Origin of the sequence: Psychrobacter sp. ANT_H3, assembly GCF_027919975.1 — a bacterium.
Lineage (GTDB): Bacteria > Pseudomonadota > Gammaproteobacteria > Pseudomonadales > Moraxellaceae > Psychrobacter > Psychrobacter maritimus.
The window spans coordinates 53,017-75,545 of the sequence record NZ_JAQISM010000005.1; the positions used below are offsets into that span (position 1 = coordinate 53,017).

The window sequence follows — 22,529 nt, forward strand, 5'->3', positions numbered from 1 at the left end:
TTTTCAGGAATAGATTGTTTCATGTGAAACAATCCATCAGATAAGTTTATACCTGCTGCTCTAAAGCCTGCTTAAGGGTTGGCTGTTTGAATTTAAAATCTGCATTGAGTAGCGCTTGTGGCAATACTTTTTGCCCATCAATCAGCAAGGTCGACATCTCACCAAACATCAATTTTAATAAAAATTTTGGTAAAGTAAAAAACGTCGGACGATGCAGCCACGCGCCAAGCGTCTTGGTAAAAGTATGATTGGTCACAGGGTTAGGCGCGGTTAAGTTATAGACCACGGCTGGCGTATCGCTTGCTGTGTTTAAAGTATTGCTCGTATTATTTAACTGAGCTTGCTGCTGACCCATGAGATGCTGCTCGATGATAAATAACACTGCCCTTACCCAATCTTCACGGCTGATCCAACTCATGATTTGCTTACCATTAGCCAATTGACCGCCAACGCCCATTTTAAAGGGTGTTAATAACTTACTAACCATGCCGCCCTCAGGATGGATAACGACACCGGTGCGCACGATAGCAACAGGAACGCCATAATCGGTAGCTTTCAATGCCAACTGTTCCCAATCGTCACATAATTTATGCGAAAAATCAGTATTAAAATCACTGCTCTCAATTAAAGGCTTATCACCTTGAGCGCCATACCAGCCAATCGCTGAACCGCTAACCAATAATTTAGGTTTAGTGCTACTACGCGCTATAAAAGCAAGTAGCGCTTCGGTAGGCTGTACACGGCTGGCAAGCAGTTGTTCTTTACGTGCAGCGCTCCAACGCTTATCTGCAATCCCTGCGCCCGCTAGATTTAAAATAACATCAAAGCTCTGATTAGATTTCGTCAGCTCATCATAAGTCATCATCTTAATATCGATAGGATGTGGCTGATTACTATCACGGGTCAGCCACGTAATATGCACTTCCTTATTCTCACTTCGATAGCGCTTGATAATGGCTTCACTGAACGCGCTACCTAAGAATCCTGAGCCACCGCTGATTAGAATATTCATGCCCTACTCCCTGTATTTTTTGCTTATCATTCAATTAAAATTAATCCTTTGTAACTATCCTCTTCCTTTTCGGATGTTATATCAAAACCACTTTTACATACTTTTGGTAAAGCCATACAGCTGGCGATAGTAGCATTCACAGCGCCGAACAGACCTACGATAAACATAAAAGCGAACGAAACTCCCATTTCCATCCATGAATTTATGCCTAAATAGATGACAATTGAGCCCATGTAAAATTCGGATGTCATAAATCCAATTAAAAAAGATGTACGTATACTTTTCTAAATATCAATAAAACGCACAACTCTACAATTAGCCCACCAATAACACTACCAATCCCTGCAAATAAGATAATGACTTGTAAATAAGGATAAGCATCAACCCTGTCATTCATTTTCATTATATTTATCCTATAAAAGTTAATGATTAACTTAGTATAAATATGGCTACGGTAGTGGGTGGTGAATTCATTATGAATAATTGATAGATAATTAATTATCTCAGTTTTATATAGCCTGCCTATTATGCAAAACGCTTACGAATAGGACACCCGTTCTTATCGTTGCTATGGTGATAATTATCTTTTAGTTTGTTCCATCTATTATTTATAAAGTTCATAACAGCAGATATATTGGGCAATACATGCTGCTTGGTTAGGTGTGGCGCTACTGCATCTAAACGCTTGGCTAGCTCAGGTAAATGATTGGATGGCACAGCAGGAAATAGATGATGCTCTACGTGATAGAGTAAGTTAAAAGTCAATATATTGACCAATGGGTTACGCTCAGTGCGGGCTATCGTTTCATCACAATCATGATGCACACCCCAAACAGCAATGATTCCAACACTAGCATTCGCCAACATCATGGTCAGTAGGTGATACATCAACACTTGCGCTAACATAGCAAGAGTTGGGATAGTAAGCGCGGTCAATACAAGGGCAACTAAGACGGCTAATGCAATTAAGCCAAACTCTAACCAAGCCAAGTTTTGATTGCGACGGCTGCTTAGACGCAATCCTTGACGATAGATATTGAGCCGATAGGTTATGCCGCCTAACATCGCTTGCCACCATGACACTTTTGCCAAACTGCCTTCAATATCACTATCGCCTAGAGGGTCACGATGATGCGCCATATGAGTAGCTCGAATGCTATGCAAGCTGGTCATCAATAGCACACTAAGCAACAGCAATATGGCGGTAGTCGTACGTTTACCCGTACCTAAGCTATGATGATAGCCATCGTGAGCTTGGCGAAAGGCCGCAGCAAAAAATAGATACGACGCGACGCACGCCATTACATACCAAGATTGACTGGCAAACCACCACGACAGCAATAAAAACGGATAAGGCAAAATGAGGTTGTAAGCAATTTGGCCGCGAGTCAGTTGGCGTAAGTCTTGCCACTCTACTGAGCTAACAGCATTTTTGATCGATTGCTTTTTATTACTATGTGTTTTATTTGCTTTCATTTCACACATCCATTTGTCATTACTGCTAATAAAGGGGGTTTATATAAGCCTTACATACTTACATTAATTTCTGTCAAAACAGAAATATATACTGAAAAATTTTTATTTTTACATAGTTAGATTACCCTAGGACCTTTTTTATACTCGCGCCTAGTTTCAAAACTTTTTTAAGGGCGTTAGTCGGTAGTCTAAGCATCTCAGATGACCAAGTGGTGACTGTATCAACGAATTCTTGGGTATCACGAATACGTGCTTTTACTGCGCTATTTTCATGTTCAAACTCAGGACTATCCATCAGTTCTTGTAAAAACTGTACTGTTGGATCCAGCTCACGCTTTTGGCGTTCAACTACAATGATACGTGCGAGCTCCCAAACATCTGTATTGGTCGTAAAATGATCACGCCTGTCGCCCAATATCGAAACCTTTTGTACCAATCCCCAATTTTGTAATTCTCTAATACTGTTTGAGACATTAGAGCGAGCAACACCAAGGGTTTCGGTAATTTCTTCAGCATCTAACGGCTTACCGATGATATATAACAATGCATGAATTTGTGACATGGTACGATTAACGCCCCATTGCGAACCCATTTCGCCCCAATGTAAGATAAACTTTTCGGTCACAGGATTTAGTTTCATGATTGATATCTACTCACTATTTTCTATAATTTATAACTACCTTCTTGACTCATAGTGCGCTATTCTTTTATTTCTGTCAATAGTGAAACTAAGTAGTAATACTGTCTGTTTGAATGATTGCTACCCCCTAACGAACGATTAGACCTGTGGTGGCATCACGGATTTGGCTCGGTAACGTATAACCTAACGTTTCAGTCTGCAAGTAGCTTATTTGCTCGCCGAAATAAGCATAGGCTTCATCAAAGGTACTGGCAGGCTGATGACCAGACGGGTTGCAACTTGTGGAAACCAATAACCCAAATGGGTTATCAGCACTAACCATCTGCTGGCACAACTGACGAATAGTAGGATGGGCGATAACTCTAACCGCGACAGTCTGATGTTGGCCCGTTATCCAAGAAGGAATGGTTGTGGTAAGTGTGCTCGGAATGGGCAATAACCATGTATGGGCTTGCTTGCATTGTAGCGCTATATTGTCACTATCTGCCTGCCAACTCTTGATGATTTGCTGGCGCTGACGATCTTTTAAAGCATCTAATAAAGGCGCTAAACGCTCTGCACTATCAGTAATCACAATCATGCCCTTTGCTTGTGGACGCTGCTTAATATCTAAAATACGCTGGACTGCTGCTTTATCATAAGCATCACAGCCGATACCCCAGACGCTTTCGGTTGGATAAGCAAGTAACTCTCCTTCTTTTAGCCACTGAGCAGCTTGAACGACAGAATGAGTAATAAATGACAGGGATTCTTTCATGGTTTAAATGCTTCGAGAGGATAGAGATTTAAGCATTTATAATAACACAGGACACGGAAAGACTCGAAAAGTAGCGTTTAAAACTGCCAAAATCTTTTCGGCTAAAGACTCAAAAACTAGCAAATAGAGGAGCTTAACAGTAAAGAAAACATAACTCTAGACCCGTAAATAACGCCCACCTTGCACACTGATAACCCCTAACAATTCAAGCTCCATAAGTTGCCCAATCAATTGCGGTGGCGTCAGGTTAGTAGTGCTTAATAATGCATCCAAATCTTGCCCATGCCAGTCAAGATGCTCATAAACCTGCGTTAAATGCTCAGGAATAACGATAGCATTGGAAGAAGATTTGAGGTTAGACTGCGGCGCGTGACCAACAGCGGCGATAGAGATGTTGTCTGTATTTATAGAATGAGAGCTTTGGCTAAGATTTTCTTGCTCAATATTAAGTTCTGCGTTATCAGATGAATTGTAGTTACGGCTTTGATACCCTAATTGACTGTTAATATCTTCGAGGACTTGCTGCGGATGATAAATTAAAGTTGCGCCCTCACGTATCAAGTGATGACAGCCTTCAGCATTATTATTATCGATATGACTTGGAATCGCAAAGACTTGCTTGCCTTGCTCAGAGGTTAGGCGCGCAGTAATAAGCGAACCACTTTGAATCGTTGCTTCAGTGACAATCGTCGCGAGGCTGAGTCCTGCAACTAAGCGATTACGGCGTGGAAAGGTATGCTTATGTGGCTGCGTATGCGGTAGCAGCTCGCTGATGATACAGCCACCTTGCTCGATAATCTGGCTAAATAACTTGTCATGATGATTGGGATAATTGACATCAATCCCTGTACCCATCACGCCGACCGTACGACCTTGATATTCCGCATCAACTTGAGCCAAAGCACCTAAATGTGCACGCTTATCGACACCCATAGCAAGACCACTGGTGATGATATAACCGGCTTGCGCTAAATATTGCGCCATATCAAAGGTGATTTTTTGGGCATGAGTGGTAGGTTTTCGGCTCCCAACGATAGCTATTTGCGCTTGTTGCAAACGTGCTTTATCGCCACGATAAAACAATAAAGGCGGTGGGTCATAGATGTCTAGTAACTGCGGAGGATAATCGGACTGATCGGCAAATAGCAAACCGTATTTGTTATCTAGCAATGCCTGTTGGATGGTATCGATAGTGGCTTGCGTTTGCTGTGGCTGTTCGTGACGCTTAAGATGTGTACTATGAATGCCAAGCTGCCGCCATGCCTCTACTTTGGCACACCAAGCAAGCTCGGCATTACCAAAAGAAGTAACCAGCTTATGATAAGCCGATAATGACGCATTCACCTCAGTCCACAGCGCCAATACTGCGCGCTGCTCATCGGATAAAAGAGAGGAGACTGCGGTCACGGTCATAAGCGCTTAACTCATAGTAACTGACGGGGATGATGACTCAATAGAGGCTCAAGTCAATTATAAGTAAGGCGGTGGTAAGAGCTGATCACCGACGTTAAGTGGTAGCTCAGAGTCAAGCACATACGCATAACTGATATTATCAAAGGTATTAAACACCATCACCATACCACTAGGCTCACTTGGCAAACGTACCGGGGTATCGTTGTCCTTGATATCGCGTATGACCGCGCCTTTTTGATAAACGGTCAACACATCACCAGGTTTAGCGCCGTGCGTGCTACCTAAATTGATAGCAACCACACTGCCTTTAGCAGCTGAGCTGATAGAGTCCATGACGCGGACAATCATACCGCCACGGTTGACGGTGGCAGGCGTTGGATAAAATACCGGCGGGATAGAATTGTTTAATTCTACAAAAACGCGATCGCCTTCACGGACTTCTTTGCCATAACTGTCAATCAGCTGTAAGCTAGTCACACCATTGGTTTCTGTAGACGTGACCAAACCGGTAGCAACTTGGGTGACTTCTAAACCGATGATTTTTTGCGTTTTAGGCTCGACATATTTCTCGCCTTCACGGTAAATACCATAACGCTGTCCAACGATAAGTGGTACGCCTTTGGCATAGACTTTATCGCCGCTTGCGGTAATTAAATTGCCTTTTTTAGAAGCTAAAATATAGGGCGTGGTATTAAAATCTGCTGGATTAACAATGATGGTCTTATCGAGCCAATGCTGAATCGCAGACCATGGAATAGGCGGAATACTATTAGCGGTCGAAGTGACCGAAACTGTGCTAGACACTACATTGCCCGTCAACTGCTTTTCAACGCCCGCACAGCCCTCGCCTGTATCAACGCCAATTAAAGTCTTACCTTGAATCACACATAAAATAAGAATGTCATTAGGATAAATAAGGTTGGGATTTTTGATTTGCTTATTGGTCGCCCAAATCTCTTTCCAGCGCCATGGACTGTCTAAATAACGCCCTGAGATATCCCATAAGGTATCGCCTTTTTTGACGATATAGCGATTGGGTGCGTCCGCTTTGATGGTCGGCGGTGGATTATTAGCGTGGGCAGTGGTCATCAGCATTGCACCACTAAATGTCGTCACCAATAGTGCTTTTGCTATATTTTTTAAGCTCATCTTCATTGTTATATCCACAATATGTAGCGCTATTAGCGTCGAATCTGGTCTACTTAAGTCTATTAATTAGGTTCAAAATCTCATTCTAGTCATTAAATAACGATTAGAAAATAAAAACATAAAAGGCTTAAGTATCACCATCATAAAGCTTCTAGAGCAGCTGTTCAGTGTTGTCGACTGATATGATTGACGGGTTTGATTGCTAAAAAAGCGCCGAGCATGATGATGACTCGCCGACGCTGTTTCTAATATTACAATTATATCTACCATAACACAATCATAAACACTTTATTACAATAGCGTAACCTTTAATTGGATATTAATTTCAATGAATACTTTATATAAATAAGCTACCTACGCAAGATTTGGCTTCACGTGCTGACGGATTTGCTCAGCGACCAGTTCAGCCTTGTTATCTAGTACCACCACATGTTGTGGTAAGTCCTCTAAGCCTTCGGTATGGGCAGGGCGAGTAATCTCTATTGGACCAATAGCTTCGACAATCGTATCGGCAAACTTAACCGGTAAAGCCGTTTCGGCACAAATAATCACTTCACCTGCGCGCTGTAATTCTTTAGCGACTTTAATACCGTCGGCTGTGTGCGGATCCACCAACTCACCATGCTGCTCATAAAGCGCTTTAATCGTTTGTAAGCGGTCGCTATGGGTCGATTTACCTGCAGCAAAGCCATAACGCGTATTAACCGCCTCCATCAAGTCAGACAAATCAAAACCTTGACCGGATTTCACCCCTTCAAATAACTCGCTGACACGGGCGCTGTCTTTGTCGAGTAGTAGATAGACAAAGCGCTCAAAGTTAGAAGCCTTAGAGATATCCATTGACGGGCTGGACGTTACGTAAGTTTTATCGGTCGGACGCGGCTGATAAGCACCTTGATTAAAGAAGTCGTTGAGCACATCGTTTTCATTGGTCGCGACGATTAAACGGTCAACTGGCAGTCCCATTTCGCGAGCAATATGACCAGCGCAAATATTACCAAAGTTACCTGATGGGACGCTAAAGCTGACTTTTTCGTCGTTGCTCGTAGTGATGGCAAAATAGGCTTTAAAGTAATAAACGATTTGCGCAAGGATACGACCCCAGTTGATAGAGTTAACTGTACCGAGGTTATAAGCCGCTTTAAATTCAGCATCTTGTTGCAGCGCTTTGACAATATCTTGGCAATCATCAAACATACCGTCGATGGCGATATTATGGATATTATCATCGGTCAGACTATACATTTGCGCACGCTGAAATTCGCTCATTTTGCCGTGCGGTGACAGCATAAAGACTTCGATATTGTCTTTACCACGTAGGGCATATTCTGCTGCGCTGCCCGTGTCACCACTGGTCGCACCAATAATAGTAATGCGAGCGTCCTTTTTTTTCAGCACGTATTCAAAGGCATTGCCCAAGAACTGCATCGCCACATCTTTAAATGCCAATGTCGGACCGTTCGATAATCCTAAAATATATAAGTTATCCTCAAGCTTACGGACAGGGACAATCTCATCAGAACCAAATATCTCAGCAGTATAAGTACGCTCGATGATATCTTGCAAATCAGCCACAGGAATATCAGTGGCAAAGCGCTGCATAATCGCCATGGCAAGCTGTGGATAGCTGAGCGTACGCCATTCATCAAGGGTCGTGCTATCAATATTTGGATAGTGCTCAGGCAGCATTAAACCGCCATCTGGCGCAAGCCCCATCAATAGTACATCACTAAAATCCATCGGCGCTGTCTGACCACGGGTACTGATATATTTCATTAGATTGTCCTGTCTATAATGAGGTTATTCAATATTTAAAACGGTTTATTCAGCAGTTTTATGCCATTGTCTTATGAAGTAACGCATAATAAAACCCATCACCACTCTCGCTATCAATCGGCAAGCACTGACGCCCGATTGTTTGCTCGATGCCCCAATTGCAATCTTCGGTAAATTCAATCGCTACCGCATCATTATGATGACTGATAAAATCCTGCATTTGCTCGACGTTTTCTTGCTTTAAGATAGAACAGGTTACATACAATAGATAACCACCCGCTTTCAATTGTGGCCACAAGTTATGCAAAATATCGGCTTGCAACAATGCGGTTTGCTCAACGTCTTCTTCGGTACGCAAAATACTGATATCGGGGTGACGACGAATCACGCCTGTCGCAGTACAAGGGGAATCGAGTAATATTGCATCAAATACCGGCTCATTGGTAGCCGCTTTTTTATTTTTTCCATGCTGCCATCTGGTGGCATCAGCACAGACAATATTCAGTGCGACACTTTTCTCTGCTTGCTGCAAATCGTGCTGACTTAAATTTAAGCGCTGTAAGTTCTCACGGATACGCTCAATACGCGGCGCTTCATTATCAATAGCCGTTACCTTGATATCAGCGGTCGCAGGCGTCGATTTAGCATCGTCTTGTTTCACGTGAAACAGTGACGACTGGTCATTAGCGCTTATAAGCTCCAACCAGTGAGCAAGCTTACCACCAGGTGCCGCGCAAGCATCTAGAATGTGTATCTCGTTGTTATTATTTTCAGCAATGTCACCGTCAGTGTCGGTCACTTCAGTATTAATTTTAGCCATCAATGCTTTATTAATAATGGGTGCAGCAAGTTGGGCATGCATGTCTTGTACGCTGGCAGCTCCTAGCGCAAAATCAGGCAAAGCGTTCACGGCTGTGCTTTGATGTAGCCGGAGACCTTTGGTTGATAACGTTGTTGCCATAGCTGTATCTGAAGAGTTCATTAAGTTGAAACCAGTCGTTAGCTCAACGATGTCTGCATCAATTTCTGCCCCATCAAGTGCTTGCTGATAATCCTCTACTGAGCTAACAGCTGAGTTTACGCGTAAAAACATCGGTGCCGCGTGGCGCAAACCTTGGGTCAGCTCATCATACTGCTCACTCCAGTCTTGCTTAAGCTGATAAGCGAGCCAATTCGGTAGACTATGCTTTTTATCGCACTTCTTACGAAATTTGCTTGGATTCTTAGCCACTTTACGCAAGATAGCATTGATTAAACCTGTTGCATGTGAAAACTCGATTTCTTTTGCCGCTTCAACCGTTTCGTGAATTGCCGCATGGTCAGCGACTTCTAAATACAGCAACTGCACTAAACCTACTTGAATGGTGGTACGAACTTCAACTTCATCGATAGGGTTGTCAGCTAAGGTATCGAGCAAACGCGCCAGCGCATGCCACTGACGTAATGTCGTTAGTAGTAGCGCATGGGCAAAACCTTTATCGCCATCATGTAGACTGTTGAGTAACGGATCAAGAACGCTGGCAAGCGACTGACCGTTTTGAATGGCCAGTAAAGTGCGAATGACCCGTACACGTACGCTACCATTCATAATCAGGTTGCTTGATGGTTTAAGCTTATTGTTTCTTGGCGCAGTGTTGGTTTGTCTCATTAAATTGAATTTCCTTGACGTCTGGTCGATCGCGTCTGATAAAAGTTGGATTATTTGGTATTAAATTACCGATATTAAAATATACCGAGTTAAATTCTAATAATTGCAGTACTAATTTGGCGTAGATTATTTCGAATCGGTCGTAAACTGGTCGCCATCATTTAACTGATTACCATGGCAAATTTGCTCAGCAGTCATCGGCTTGCCACCAGCGAACTGCAAATCAGTAATAGCCAAAGTACTGGCTGATTCTTCATTGCTTTTTTGTTTGGTCTCATCTTCTTTGCCACAAGCGACCAGTATCGCTTTGCGGCCGACGCTGATGACAGTGCCAGCAGGCTCATTGGTTTGCTGTGATGGGTTCACAGGCAAGCTGGCTAAAATTTTAACCCGCTGCCCTGCTAAAAAAGTATAAGCACCTGGCCATGGCGTCAGCCCACGAATTTGTCGTTCAATCTTAATAGCAGACTGTGTCCAGTCGATTTCGCCTTCGGTTTTGACCAATTTTTCAGCATAATTGGCTTGGCTGTCATCTTGGGCTACTGCCTGCGCTTGATAATACGTTAAGTCTTTTAATACCGTACTAATTGCCGCAGCGCCAAGCTCAGCCATTTTATCATGTAGGCTCGCAGCCGTATCATTGGCTTCAATAGGCGCGCTAACCTTGTGGAGCATATCACCGGTATCGAGCCCCTTATCCATCTGCATAATGGTAATACCAGTCTCAGAATCGCCCGCCAGTAATGCACGATGAATAGGCGCCGCACCGCGCCAACGTGGCAACAGTGAAGCATGAATATTTAGACAGCCATAAGTAGGCGTGGTCAATACGCCAATCGGTAATATCAGACCATAAGCCGCAACAATCATCACATCTGGCTGATAAGTACGTAAATTCTCACGTGCTGCCATGCCTTCTGTGCTGGATTTTTTAAAGGTGAGAGGCTGCTCAACCGCGATGTCATTTGCCAATGCCACTTGCTTGACGGCAGATGCTGATAACTTTTGCCCGCGCCCTGCTTTGCGATCAGGCTGGGTATAGACTGCAACGATATCTATATTCAACGCATCTTGCTGCTTGATAAGCGCTTCAAGGCTGACAGCAGCAAACTCAGGTGTACCGGCAAATATTACTCTTAGCGGCTTAGCGACTGTTGGTATTTCGGTTACGGCGCTTTGCTCAGCTTGATTGGCGTCAATAGATATATCAGATTGTGCAGCAAGTGTGGTCATAGTCAGGCATTATTTATGGTTAATTTGCCTATTATAGGTGAGTTTGTGGTGTTGTGCCATGATTGTAATAGCAGCCATCCAGCGCTATTAATGGTGCTATTTATCTCTATAATAGTAAGCAGGCTCAGCTACTTATTCATCAAATAAGCCACACCAAGCAAATCTGTCAGATTTATCATTATTTTACGATGCGCCATCACACCGACTTACGGTCGATTTAGGGTCATGCTTTTATGCAACAGTTCCAGTCTCTACAACGCTTGCTGATTTTTTATACGCTGACATTATTGGCGATGTTGTCAGTGTATTACTTCACCATGTTTTATGAGATAAGGCAGGATAATAAGCAAGACAGCATAGAGAGCTTTTATGCATTGCAGTATGAGATTTCTGAGCTTACCAACCCTGACAATACTGATATTAAAAAGGTTTTAAAAAAGCCGTTTTTAAAAGACATCAGCTATCAGCTGATTTTTATGATGCCATCTGGACAGACTTATATACATCGTCATACCCGTCCTAATGAGCGTGAGTTTAGGGGTATTACCTTTCCCAAGGTCATCGCTTCACTGCCTTCTAGTAGCAATCATTATAGTGCCTCTACGGTAAACAATAATGCCTTAATCGGCACCATTGAGCTTGAAAGTAGTCATAAGATTTATACCATCTTGCGTCATAAGCCGCTCGATATCAATTGGATATCGTATCGCTATTGGCTGCCTTTAATGATAGCCATTATGTTTTTTACCATGGCATTACTCTATACGCTCAAACGCCGTGCTAACTGGGAACAGCTCCTCGTTTATACCGATGAGTTAAGCAGCCATGCCAAAGATGCCTACATCACGCCGCCGTTTATTGAAAAGAAAACCACGGCTGAGTTTTTACGCTTAGGGCACGCACTTAGCCGCATCAGTTATCAGCTGCATAATAATCACCGACGCATTACCACCCTAAAACATCGTCTCGAGCGTTTGGTTGATCATGCGCCGCTGCCCATGCTGATGATTATGAGACATGGTCAAATCAGCTTTTTTAATCAGCGTTTTGAGCAAGTATTTGCAACGCCCTTTCAAAGCGATAGCAATTATCAATTGACGGATTTTGTCTTTGCAGAAGACGAAACAACTCAGGCACTATTATATAAACTGGTAGAGCTGCGTGTCACTCGTACCTTATTGGTGTATGGATTACATAATAAAAAAGCCTATCAATTGCATATTACCCCGTGGTTTGGTGAGCACGGGCAAGTACATGGCTTTACGGTACTGCTGAATAATATCAATGAGATGGTCAATCAAAGCGCGGACTTACAACAACGAAACCAGCAGCTACAACGCCAACTTGATGAGTTTAATACCCTTAAATCGACGATGGGCCATGATTTACGCCTGCCGTTAGAGGCGATGATTGACACCTTAGAGCCGATTGACCCTAGCACCTTAACCGCTAAACAAAATAAAACTGTCACAATTTTAATTCAAACCAGTCATTCGATGCTTACCATGCTTAATGACATGCTAGATATCGGTGAGATAGAGGTGCGGAAAACCCGCCTAAATATTGAGGCGGTTGACCTGTATAAACTTGGGCAAGAAGTCAGTCAATCAGTCGTAGAAAGGACGAAAAACCAAGGGCTAGAGCTGCTTTACTTTTTTATACCGGACAGCCCGCGTTGCATTGATACCGACCATAAACGCCTGCAACAAATATTACGAAATTTACTAGACAATGCGGTCAAATTCACCACGGCTGGCTACGTGGCATTGACCATTGATACGGTGAGCAATACAGAAGTATTGTCCATCAAAAACCGAACTTTGATAGACATAAATAAAGATACTAACACGCCTGAAAACACTGAAATTAATAAAGAAAACGCCAGTCATGCCGCACATGATTGGGTTCGATTTAGTATAAAAGACAGCGGTATAGGCATCGATATAGCAAAGCAACACCAACTATTGACTTATCTTAATCAGAACAATAATCAAAATAACCGCCAAAGCCAAAATAGCAACCAAGCCAATAACCCAAGCAAAAGCCAGAATCTTAACTACATTCGAAATAACAGCACTGAAAAAGGGCTCGGGTTAAATAATGCCAATAGTTTTGCGCGCTTATTGGGTGGTTTTATTGAAATAAAAAGCACGGTAGCTAAAGGCAGTACTTTTAATCTTTACCTGCCTTGCAAGCGGCCAAATTATCAGCCGGTCTACCACCTTAATCCCCATCTGACCCAGATTCATCTGCTTGCTGTAATCAAACAACCGCTGCGAGCTGACTATCTGCGCCGCTTATGTGCCTATTTATCGATACCAGCCACCATCTCGACTTTTATAGACAGAAGCACGCTACAGCAACTGAGAGAGAGGTTAGCAAAAGAGAAGCAGAGCCTCGCCCCTATCTTGCTGCTAGATTATGAATACTATGAAGAGGTAAATATCGCGCTTTCCAATCAAGCCTTAGCCAGTGATAAAGATATAAACTTTGAAAAAATAAAAATCATAAACACAGAAAATATAGCAGCTTTGCATAAAAAAGCGGAAGATGAACTGTCTGTTTATATCGATAGACAACAGGCTTTAAACAGTTTGCTTGCCGATACTACGTTGCCCAAGATATTGGTTAGCATGAAAGCTGAACGCCGTATTCCGTCTATGCTATTAGATAGGTGTGACGGCTTTTTAAACAAGCCAATCGATGTGGCATTGTTACTCTCTGAATTACTGCGTTTGACCTTGGATGTTAGGCAAACCTTGATACAACCAGAAAATATTGAAGAGGACACTAAAGAAAATACCCAAGAAAATAGTAGCCAATTAGTCACAGCTGTAGATGAAGCTAACAGCGAAACTCTGGCGCCATTAATTTTAGTGGTAGAAGACAGTTTAACCAACCAAAAAATAGCCTGTAAAATATTGGCGAAACTTGGCTATCGTAGTGTGGTCGCAGAAGATGGGCAGCAAGCGTTAGATAAGTTAAAAGAACAACGCCAAGAAATTGCGCTTATTTTGATGGACTGCCGAATGCCAGTGATGGATGGACTACAAGCGACCCAAGCGATTCGTGCGCAAGGGGATGATATTCCTATCGTGGCACTGACGGCAAATAATACCGAAGAGGATCGCAGCGCCTGCTTGCAAGTTGGCATGGATGAGTTTTTAGCCAAGCCTATTAATAAACTTAAACTACAAGAGATTTTGCAAACGTTTATTAAAAGCTAGGGCGTGTCCTCATTTTAAAAACGGTGATAAAAATGAGATAAATTGTAGCCAAACAAGGAAAATAGTGCAGTTAATATCGGGATATTACCCAGCTATTTGACGAAGTTTGGCCATTTTTAGACCATTTAGATGTCCATCGATTAAATTGAAGACACGCTCTAGTATGCGTTTGCAATATTTGCCAGCCTTATTAAAGCAGCATCACAGCTAAATCACCAGAAGGACAGTTATAAATTTAGACTTTAGCCGTTATTTCATAAAACCATTATCTGCCAAAAACGCCTCGGTAATCTTGCTCTGTGGACTGCTTGTATTTGAGCTATCTGCTTGCGATTTATTCAACAAGCGCTCTAAATAGCGCGCCACGATATCCACTTCTACATTGACCTTAGCTCCTAGCAACCAATGCTGCGCTATATTGGTCACTTGCGCGGTATGCGGAATGATGTTCAGCGCAACGATATTGTCACGTACTAAATTGGTGGTTAGGCTGATACCATCAAGGGTAATAGAACCTTTGGTCGCCGTATAATGCGCCAGCTCGTGTGGTATCTCAACTTCGATATAAATAGAGCGCGCATCTTTTTGCAGCTTACTAACCACGCCTACGCCATCGACGTGACCGGCGACGATATGCCCGCCAAAACGGGTGGTCGGTAACATTGCTTTCTCTAGGTTCACGATATGACCTGGCTTTAATTCCGCTAAAGCCGTACGAGCAATCGTTTCACGTGAAACATCAACAGAGTAGTAATTACTACCAAACTCGACCACGGTCAAACAGATGCCATTAGAAGCAATCGAATCTCCCAGTTTTACATCACTAAAATCCAAACCGTCAGATTCTATCGTTAGACGGATATCACCGCCAGTCGGCTGCATAGACTTTACTTTGCCGACACTTTCTATAATTCCGGTAAACATATCAACCTCTTTTCATTTTTTATTGCCGTTAAAGGCAGAATATATTATTTAAGCCTATTGTTTCATGTGAATCAATCCGTCAATAATGGCAACTATTAGACTTTATGCTAGCTATGACGTTTATTATAAACCTAGCGAGAATAAGAAGAATCATGGGATAAGTTGTGGATAACTAAGGATAATTCAGGATATAGCAGGGTTAAAACCTTGGTATTTAAAGAGTTATCCACAGAAAGTTTATTTCTTACTAATTATTCGTTAAAGATGAAAATAAAACCTAAGTTATTGATTTAAAATAAATTAATTATAAACACTATTGTCAATAACCACTAATAAGTTCCATGTGAAACAAAGTTATACACAGTTTCATGTGAAACCTTTATTAAACCACTATGTTTATCCACATACCCTATCAATAGGTCTAATCTTGTGGATAAAACATTGAAAAACAAGAGTATCTGTCAGAAGGTTTATAAAGGGTATAGGGTAAGCTTAAGGTCAGCGCCCAATTGCTCATGACAGTGAATATCGAAACGTAGTTGCTGCGCTAACGATAACGGATTGATAGCAACCATAGGTCGTGCTTGCGTGCCTAATAAGCAAGGCGCTTGATAGACAATGAGCTCATCTACCAGTTGCTGTTGTAAAAAACTACCAGCGACACTTGCCCCTGCCTCTACCAGTACGTCATAACATTGATAGTCACGCACTAGGCTTTTTAATAATTCGATTAAATTCTCTTCCCGCCAATATAATGTATCTGGGCGACGGCATAGCTGATAGTCAGATTGCAAATCGTGTTTTAGTCGCCCTCGCCTATCTAGTATCACTACTTTAGGCGGCGGCACTTGCTCAGGCGCGACACCCAACTGGTTTGAGCGTACGTTTAATTGCGGATTATCAACGATGACCGTTTCGCTACCCGTGATAATAGCGCCACTTTGGGCGCGTAGTTTCTGTACATCTTCACGCGCAGCCGTGCCCGTAATCCATTTCGACTCTCCAGACGCCATGGCCGTACGACCGTCAATACTGGTGGCAATCTTAAGCCTGACATAAGGCATTTGGCTGCGCATCGCCTTTAAAAAGCCTTTATTTAAGGCTTCTGCTTGCGCGGTTAGCACGCCAACGGTTACGGCTATGCCCGCTTCTTCTAACAGTTTCACACCGCGACCAGCCACTTGAGGATTAGGGTCAAGACCAGCGATGACGACACGTTTTACACCGGATTCAATAAGTGCACGCGCGCAAGGCGGTGTGCGCCCAGTATGACTACAAGGCTCTAAAGTCACATAAGCAGTTGCACCCATGGCTCGCGTACCGGCATCTTTTAGGGCGAAAACCTCAGCATGCGGCTGCCCCGCTTTAGGATGAAAACCTTGACCCACTACCTCGTCTACTTGCACAATCACACAGCCGACAGCCGGATTGGGACGCGTCGTATACAAACCACGCTTGGCCTGCTCAATGGCAAGCATCATAAAATAGCGGTCTTTGGCATCTTTAGAATGATTTGAGTTTGGCATAAAGGTGGACTTAATCAATGATTGATAATTATTATTAAAGATTTTATAGAGTAGAGCGAGTAAGAAATATAAACTTGCAAGCAGGCTAAACACTTAGCATGAGTCATGCTTATTTTTCATTAGGACGGATATTGGCAATCTCTTGATGAAAAGCGTCGATATCTTGAAAGTCACGATAGACACTGGCAAAGCGCACATAAGCGACATCATCGAGGGTTTTAAGCTCACTCATGATAATCTCACCCAACACTTTGCTGCTCACTTCGCGCTCGCCCATTTGCCGTACGCGTTTTTCAATACGGCTAATCATCGCTTCTTGTTCATCAATGGTAATCGGGCGTTTTTGTAAGGGTAATAAAATCGAGCGGCGCAATTTATCATTATCATAAGGTTCGATTTTGCCACTCGATTTGATAATACGCGGCATCACCACTTCTACCACCTCAAAGGTCGTAAAGCGTTCCTGACAGCTATTACATGAGCGGCGGCGACGCACCTGCGCGCCTTCAGCAGCCAGCCGTGAGTCGATAACCTTGGTATCTGACGCATTACAATAGGGGCAATGCATACTCTATTCCTTGTCTTAATATTAAGCGCTATAGGAGAAATTACGGCATAAACAATGGTATCTGAACAATAGATTTAATGATTGATATGAAACATATTTAAGGCTAAGCAATTTGAGGCTAAGCAACTTAAAGACATAAATAATGACATCATTTACCAATACAGAAGCTACCAAAAATCTTACCTAATAAATCATCAGCGCTAAATTCACCCGTAATCTCACCCAAACTATGCTGCGCTTGGCGTAAGCTTTCTGCGACTAACTCTCCGGCTTTAAAAACTGTCAGCTGCTCATGAGCTTCTGCTAAATATTCAGCCGTTCTTCTTAACGCATCTAAATGACGCGTACGGGCGATTAAGCTATTTTCTGGCGGATGAAAACCTACTTTAGCACATAAGGTTTCGACTAAGTCATCAATACCCGCGCCTGTTTCACATGAAACATTGACCTGTTCGTAGCCGCGACTCTTGATTTCTGCTTGCGAAATAGAAGTTATCTCATTACTGCTGCTATCGTTTAATAAATCGCTTTTATTGGCAATAATCAGTAAGCGCTTGGCTTCTGGCAACTCACCAAATAGCTGTTCAGCCAACTGTAATGGTGTGCTGTGGCTTTCAAGGTCACGAGTCACATCATAAACCATCAGCAGCATATCAGCCTGCGTGATAGCGGTACGGGCACGTTCAATACCGATACGCTCGACCGTATCTTCAGTCTCACGCAAACCTGCGGTATCGGTCAAATGCAGCGTCAAACCGTTCAGCACGACGGTTTCTTGTAGGGTATCGCGCGTTGTCCCAGCAACGTCGGTAACGATAGCACGCTCTTGCCCTGCTAAGCGATTCAGCAAGCTTGATTTACCGGCATTGGGTCTACCAGCAAGGACTACATGAATGCCATCGCGTAATAGCTGACCTTGCTTGGCAGTCGCTAATACCTGCTGTATTTTAGCTTGCGTCTGCTCAAGCTTATCTTGGATAACCCCATCAGATAAAAAATCAACGTCTTCTTCATCGGGAAAATCAATCGCTGCTTCAACGTGCAAGCGCAGATGAATCAACTGTTCAAGTAACTGATTAATTTTTTGTGAAAACTCACCGCTAAGCGAGCGAATCGCACTACTGGCAGCGGCGGCGCTGGTGGCATCAATAGCATCAGCGATAGCTTCTGCTTGCACCAAATCCAATTTATCGTTATCAAAAGCACGGTAAGAGAACTCCCCTGCGCCCGCTTGTTTTGCGCCCAATTCAAACACCCGCGCTAACAGCTGATTTTGCAAAATCATGCCGCCATGACCTTGTAACTCAATGACGTCTTCACCGGTAAACGAGTGCGGACCTTTGAAATAAAGCACCAAACCTTCATCAATGGTCGTACCATCAGCTTGATAAAAACGGCAAAAACTGGCCATACGCGGTGTAAAAGCCGACTTACCCGTAAGCTGACAAGCAATATCATAGGCACGTGCGCCCGACAGACGAATAACCCCGACCCCACCTCGCCCAAGCGGTGTGGCAATCGCCGCAATGGTTGGAAGGCCAGATAAATTAGACTTTTTAGGTGACTCATCTAAATTATCGGCGGCTAGTGCCATCTCTAAAGAATCCACAATCACTCTCAATAAGCAAAAACCCCATTATAGACGGCTTGATGCACACTGACAAAGCAAACTTGAATGAGCAATTTTCAAAACCGTGACGCATGCCTATTTTCCTCGGTTATCAATGGAGTAAAACGCCATTTTTTAGCACAAAAAAAACCACCGCCGGAGCGATGGTTTTTATCAATCAATAAGCTGCTTAGTCCAGAACTTTAACAGTACGACGTTTTTGCTCTTCTTCAACTTTGCGGTTGATTAAGTACTGCTGCGTCATACTGAATAAGTTATTCACAGTCCAGTATAGAACCAAACCTGCTGGGAAGAACAACATAAATGCGGTGAAGATAATCGGTAAAAACTTCATCACTTTCGCTTGCATTGGATCAGCTGGCTGCGGGTTTAGCTGCTGCTGTACAAACATCGACGCACCCATGAGCAATGGTAAAATGAACCACGGATCCATCGCTGATAAATCTCGAATCCATAAAATCCAAGGCGCATGACGCAGCTCAACACTTTCAACCAACACCCAATATAGCGCTAAGAAAATTGGCATTTGCATCAGAATTGGCAAACAACCCGCCATCGGATTGACCTTTTCTTCTTTATAAATTGCCATCATTTCTTGCGACATTTTCATGCGATCGTCGCCATGCTCTTCTTTCAATGCCGCTAGTCGTGGCGCGATAGCACGCATTTTTGCCATTGAATAGTAGCTCTTATTCGAGAACCACATTAGGGCAATTTTCACTAAGATAGTCAGTAAAATAATTGACCAACCCCAGTTGCCGATAACCTTATGAATACCATCCAAAACGGCAAATAATATCTTCGATATTGGCCATAACAAGCCATAATCGACGGTTTGATTCAAGCCTACCGCGACTTCTTTGAGCTCAGACTGTACTTTTGGACCAGCATATAAGGTTGCATTCAAAGTCACTTGCTTATTTGGCGCAACATTGACAGGTTGGCTGTTAAAGCCAATAAAATACTCATCACCCGTTTCGCGGCTAAAGAATTTACCCGTAAAGTTTTCCGGCGTCCAAGCAGATACGAAGTAATGCTGTACGATGCCAACCCAACCTTTATCGCTGGTCGTGGTCAATTCACCATCATTAAACTTGCCGAATTTTAGCTTATTATAAGGGTCATCAGGTGTGCCCCAAGCGCCGCCCAAATAAGTCGCCATGCTTAGCGCGCCTTTATCAGACATCCCAGGATCTTTACTATCATCACGTTTTAACTGTGCAAACATCTGCCCTTGCCAGGCATTGGCAGAAGCGTTTTGAATTTGATAGCTGATATCAATCGGATATTTGTCTTGGGTAAAGGTAAAGGTCTTAGTAACCGTTACGCCGTCTTTTTTATACGTAAGCGGTACTGACAGCGTTTGCTGACCTTTCTCCATCACATAGTTGTTAGCAGTGTGGCTGTATTTAGCGCGGCCTTCTGCGGTATCGATACCATTTTGACCAATCAGACCAGACTGTGCGACATAAACGCGATTGCTATTATTTTCTAACAACACAAAAGGCTTATCACTATCGAGCGTCGCATCATACTGCTTTAGTGCAGCATAAACGATATCGCCGCCTTCTGGATTGATTTTGATGTCATAGCGATCGGTAGTTACCGTGATAAGACCGGTATTAGCAGCAGGCGTTGCTGCTACCGCACCCGTATCTACTGGTAACGTTTGTACCGGAATGTCGCCTGCTGCGCCGCTGGTCGAAGGAATATCCGCTCCTACCGATGTTGCAGTTTTTGGCACCGTGTCTACAGCTGGCGCATCGGCATAATCATCTCGCCATGCCAAAATCAGCAGATAAGCGGTGATTAGCATCGCAATGATGATCATCACCCGAAATATCTTTTGCATAAACCTTTCCTAGATTAAAAAATTAGGGAATGAAAAATCAGGCATGTGTCATGACCACCACACAGTATTAACCCGTATTCCTAGCGGCAATATCAGCAGTCAATCACATAAAATGTTCATCATTTTACTAAAAAACCACTCTAAATGATACCAAGAGTGTGGATAACTTGTGGGTAACTAAATAGATATCCACAACAGCCCTGTCGCTAATAAGATTTAGGCCCGTTTCATCATATGATTTAGGCGCGAAACATAGCTTGTCGTATCTCTAAAAACATATAAACCTTGCCCTCTGACGTCAGCAAGTGCGATAGGGGCTGAATATTGATAATAATAAGTGGATAAAGGTAACGGCACAAAATCAATGCCATGTCCGCCCAAAGGATGACAGCGACCAATACGTTTTAATAACAGCCAACTACCTGACCAAACGCCATGCCATGCTAAAGCTTGTTTACCGTAATTTGAGCAAGTTGGATAATAACGACAGCGAGCAGGTAATATAGGACTAATTATCTTTTGATAAAATATAATAAAACAATAAAACAAATTATAGAAAATCTTATTTATTATTTTTAATAAATAATTCATTTTATTTTTTTTCTATTTTTTTAAATATATTATTAATCTCATTAATCAACTCTTTATTACTTAGACCTTTTATAGATTGTTTAACAATAAAAACAATATCTTTATTTTCTAAGTTACTAGCTTTTACGCGAAACTGTTCACGTACTTGACGTTTAATTAAATTTCGCGCAACAGCAGTAGGCACTTTACGTTTAGTAATGGCCATACCGACTCGAGGCTGCTCATGGGTATTGGTACGCACAAACGCCATTAGATGGCTCTGATGAAGCTTACGCTCAGGTGCATCAAACACCTCACGAAAGGCTGCAGGCGTGAGTAAGCGCTGCGCTTTGGTGAAGCGAGCATTAGGTGGCGCTGAAACAGTATTAGACATAGTACAACCTAGTATAAGAACTGATAACAATAGCAGAAATAGTAGCGTAGAAATAATCATAAAGTATAGAGACAAAAAAAGCGCCGATGTGGGCGCTTTTAATATATGGCTAAGTGTCAGTTGTGATGATTGACGATCGCAATCTATAAATAATAGAAACACAACAAGCACTATGAGCCATGCTTATCGCAATCTACTGATTATACAGTAAGGCGATGACGTCCTTTAGCGCGGCGACGAGCTAAGACCTGACGGCCTTTTTTAGTTGCCATACGAGCACGGAAACCGTGAGTACGTTTACGCTTGATCACGCTTGGTTGGAATGTACGTTTCATAACTCACCTATCAAAATAATGGACTAAATTCGTAATAACGGAGGATTATACCACCGCATAGTATCTTGGTCAATAAACTAATTAAGTCTGTGTTTATACAGATAAGTTTTATAACAGAGAAAATAGTCTTTTCAATGATTCATTGTTAAAAAACACTGATTTCTAATACCAATCTACCTACTGAAAACATCTATTTTGATAATTGAATTTTAAAAGTTATCCACAATTTTTGTCAGTCTCTATAATAATTAACTATTAATATATATAAGTATTGTTGTTATTGGGAGCTGTATTATCTGTGGCTAACTCAGTTTTTTCCTTTAATATCAAAATATTAGACTATGGGTAAGGTTGTGGATAACCTGTGGGTGAAATATGGATAACTCGTGTTGTTTACTT

Annotated in this window: 18 protein-coding genes; 1 reads left to right on the forward strand and 17 read right to left on the reverse strand. The window is 42.6% G+C overall.

Annotated features, from left to right (window positions below; genetic code table 11):
- Positions 1–46: 46 nt before the first annotated feature.
- From PG901_RS04560 to fmt, 9 genes are all read right to left on the reverse strand, one after another.
- Positions 47–1,012 (reverse strand): epimerase, encoded by a 966-nt coding sequence (locus PG901_RS04560; RefSeq protein WP_271133667.1) that lies wholly within the window; start codon positions 1,010–1,012, stop codon positions 47–49.
- A 525-nt stretch (positions 1,013–1,537) separates the two neighbouring features.
- A complete protein-coding gene (locus PG901_RS04565; protein WP_271133668.1) occupies positions 1,538–2,488 on the reverse strand; it encodes a fatty acid desaturase family protein in 951 nt (316 codons plus the stop codon).
- Between the two features lie 121 nt (positions 2,489–2,609).
- On the reverse strand, positions 2,610–3,128 hold the full coding sequence (locus PG901_RS04570) for a GbsR/MarR family transcriptional regulator (RefSeq protein ID WP_271133669.1): 519 nt from the start codon (positions 3,126–3,128) through the stop codon (positions 2,610–2,612).
- 127 nt (positions 3,129–3,255) lie between these two features.
- Positions 3,256–3,885 carry an L-threonylcarbamoyladenylate synthase gene (locus PG901_RS04575; RefSeq protein WP_201629772.1) on the reverse strand — a complete coding sequence of 210 codons (630 nt, stop codon included), beginning with the start codon at positions 3,883–3,885 and terminating at the stop codon, positions 3,256–3,258.
- 156 nt (positions 3,886–4,041) lie between these two features.
- The gene (gene dprA / locus PG901_RS04580) at positions 4,042–5,298 is read right to left on the reverse strand and encodes a DNA-processing protein DprA (protein ID WP_271133670.1); all 1,257 of its coding nucleotides are present in this window, start codon (positions 5,296–5,298) and stop codon (positions 4,042–4,044) included.
- Between the two features lie 57 nt (positions 5,299–5,355).
- On the reverse strand, positions 5,356–6,453 hold the full coding sequence (locus PG901_RS04585; RefSeq protein WP_201563847.1) for a LysM peptidoglycan-binding domain-containing protein: 1,098 nt from the start codon (positions 6,451–6,453) through the stop codon (positions 5,356–5,358).
- Between the two features lie 348 nt (positions 6,454–6,801).
- Positions 6,802–8,223 (reverse strand): threonine synthase, encoded by a 1,422-nt coding sequence (gene thrC, locus PG901_RS04590; protein WP_271133671.1) that lies wholly within the window; start codon positions 8,221–8,223, stop codon positions 6,802–6,804.
- 58 nt (positions 8,224–8,281) lie between these two features.
- Entirely contained in the window at positions 8,282–9,871 is a 1,590-nt protein-coding gene (locus PG901_RS04595) for a transcription antitermination factor NusB (protein ID WP_271133672.1), read from the reverse strand.
- Between the two features lie 126 nt (positions 9,872–9,997).
- Complete coding sequence (gene fmt, locus PG901_RS04600; protein ID WP_271133673.1) at positions 9,998–11,104, reverse strand: methionyl-tRNA formyltransferase; 1,107 nt, start codon at positions 11,102–11,104, stop codon at positions 9,998–10,000.
- 233 nt (positions 11,105–11,337) lie between these two features.
- Here fmt and PG901_RS04605 point away from each other — a divergent pair, with 233 nt between their 5' ends.
- Positions 11,338–14,331 carry a response regulator gene (locus PG901_RS04605; protein ID WP_271133674.1) on the forward strand — a complete coding sequence of 998 codons (2,994 nt, stop codon included), beginning with the start codon at positions 11,338–11,340 and terminating at the stop codon, positions 14,329–14,331.
- A 249-nt stretch (positions 14,332–14,580) separates the two neighbouring features.
- On the opposite strand, the gene PG901_RS04610 is transcribed toward PG901_RS04605, so the two are convergent.
- From PG901_RS04610 to rpmH, 8 genes are all read right to left on the reverse strand, one after another.
- The gene (locus PG901_RS04610) at positions 14,581–15,255 is read right to left on the reverse strand and encodes a riboflavin synthase (RefSeq protein WP_201563835.1); all 675 of its coding nucleotides are present in this window, start codon (positions 15,253–15,255) and stop codon (positions 14,581–14,583) included.
- Positions 15,256–15,725: 470 nt separating this feature from the next.
- Complete coding sequence (gene ribD, locus PG901_RS04615; protein WP_271133675.1) at positions 15,726–16,781, reverse strand: bifunctional diaminohydroxyphosphoribosylaminopyrimidine deaminase/5-amino-6-(5-phosphoribosylamino)uracil reductase RibD; 1,056 nt, start codon at positions 16,779–16,781, stop codon at positions 15,726–15,728.
- A 109-nt stretch (positions 16,782–16,890) separates the two neighbouring features.
- Positions 16,891–17,349 carry a transcriptional regulator NrdR gene (gene nrdR, locus PG901_RS04620; protein WP_149490272.1) on the reverse strand — a complete coding sequence of 153 codons (459 nt, stop codon included), beginning with the start codon at positions 17,347–17,349 and terminating at the stop codon, positions 16,891–16,893.
- Between the two features lie 148 nt (positions 17,350–17,497).
- On the reverse strand, positions 17,498–18,943 hold the full coding sequence (mnmE, locus tag PG901_RS04625; protein ID WP_271133725.1) for a tRNA uridine-5-carboxymethylaminomethyl(34) synthesis GTPase MnmE: 1,446 nt from the start codon (positions 18,941–18,943) through the stop codon (positions 17,498–17,500).
- A gap of 205 nt (positions 18,944–19,148) precedes the next feature.
- On the reverse strand, positions 19,149–20,831 hold the full coding sequence (yidC, locus tag PG901_RS04630) for a membrane protein insertase YidC (protein ID WP_201563830.1): 1,683 nt from the start codon (positions 20,829–20,831) through the stop codon (positions 19,149–19,151).
- A 216-nt stretch (positions 20,832–21,047) separates the two neighbouring features.
- Positions 21,048–21,422 (reverse strand): membrane protein insertion efficiency factor YidD, encoded by a 375-nt coding sequence (gene yidD / locus PG901_RS04635; RefSeq protein ID WP_271133676.1) that lies wholly within the window; start codon positions 21,420–21,422, stop codon positions 21,048–21,050.
- A 1-nt stretch (position 21,423) separates the two neighbouring features.
- On the reverse strand, positions 21,424–21,795 hold the full coding sequence (gene rnpA, locus PG901_RS04640) for a ribonuclease P protein component (protein WP_201620258.1): 372 nt from the start codon (positions 21,793–21,795) through the stop codon (positions 21,424–21,426).
- Between the two features lie 200 nt (positions 21,796–21,995).
- Entirely contained in the window at positions 21,996–22,130 is a 135-nt protein-coding gene (gene rpmH / locus PG901_RS04645; protein ID WP_007394757.1) for a 50S ribosomal protein L34, read from the reverse strand.
- Positions 22,131–22,529: the final 399 nt, after the last annotated feature.

Excerpts from the sequence above, each read along its gene's own strand:
- nrdR (WP_149490272.1), bottom strand. The coding sequence starts at position 17,349 with ATGCATTGCCCCTATTGTAATGCGTCAGATACCAAGGTTATCGACTCA.
- rpmH (WP_007394757.1), bottom strand. The coding sequence starts at position 22,130 with ATGAAACGTACATTCCAACCAAGCGTGATCAAGCGTAAACGTACTCAC.
- PG901_RS04595 (WP_271133672.1), bottom strand. The coding sequence starts at position 9,871 with ATGAGACAAACCAACACTGCGCCAAGAAACAATAAGCTTAAACCATCA.
- PG901_RS04575 (WP_201629772.1), bottom strand. The coding sequence starts at position 3,885 with ATGAAAGAATCCCTGTCATTTATTACTCATTCTGTCGTTCAAGCTGCT.
- mnmE (WP_271133725.1), bottom strand. The coding sequence starts at position 18,943 with ATGGCACTAGCCGCCGATAATTTAGATGAGTCACCTAAAAAGTCTAAT.
- PG901_RS04610 (WP_201563835.1), bottom strand. The coding sequence starts at position 15,255 with ATGTTTACCGGAATTATAGAAAGTGTCGGCAAAGTAAAGTCTATGCAG.
- dprA (WP_271133670.1), bottom strand. The coding sequence starts at position 5,298 with ATGACCGTGACCGCAGTCTCCTCTCTTTTATCCGATGAGCAGCGCGCA.
- thrC (WP_271133671.1), bottom strand. The coding sequence starts at position 8,223 with ATGAAATATATCAGTACCCGTGGTCAGACAGCGCCGATGGATTTTAGT.
- rnpA (WP_201620258.1), bottom strand. The coding sequence starts at position 21,795 with ATGTCTAATACTGTTTCAGCGCCACCTAATGCTCGCTTCACCAAAGCG.
- fmt (WP_271133673.1), bottom strand. The coding sequence starts at position 11,104 with ATGACCACACTTGCTGCACAATCTGATATATCTATTGACGCCAATCAA.
- yidC (WP_201563830.1), bottom strand. The coding sequence starts at position 20,831 with ATGCAAAAGATATTTCGGGTGATGATCATCATTGCGATGCTAATCACC.
- PG901_RS04570 (WP_271133669.1), bottom strand. The coding sequence starts at position 3,128 with ATGAAACTAAATCCTGTGACCGAAAAGTTTATCTTACATTGGGGCGAA.
- PG901_RS04560 (WP_271133667.1), bottom strand. The coding sequence starts at position 1,012 with ATGAATATTCTAATCAGCGGTGGCTCAGGATTCTTAGGTAGCGCGTTC.
- PG901_RS04585 (WP_201563847.1), bottom strand. The coding sequence starts at position 6,453 with ATGAAGATGAGCTTAAAAAATATAGCAAAAGCACTATTGGTGACGACA.
- PG901_RS04565 (WP_271133668.1), bottom strand. The coding sequence starts at position 2,488 with ATGAAAGCAAATAAAACACATAGTAATAAAAAGCAATCGATCAAAAAT.
- yidD (WP_271133676.1), bottom strand. The coding sequence starts at position 21,422 with ATGAATTATTTATTAAAAATAATAAATAAGATTTTCTATAATTTGTTT.
- ribD (WP_271133675.1), bottom strand. The coding sequence starts at position 16,781 with ATGCCAAACTCAAATCATTCTAAAGATGCCAAAGACCGCTATTTTATG.
- PG901_RS04605 (WP_271133674.1), top strand. The coding sequence starts at position 11,338 with ATGCAACAGTTCCAGTCTCTACAACGCTTGCTGATTTTTTATACGCTG.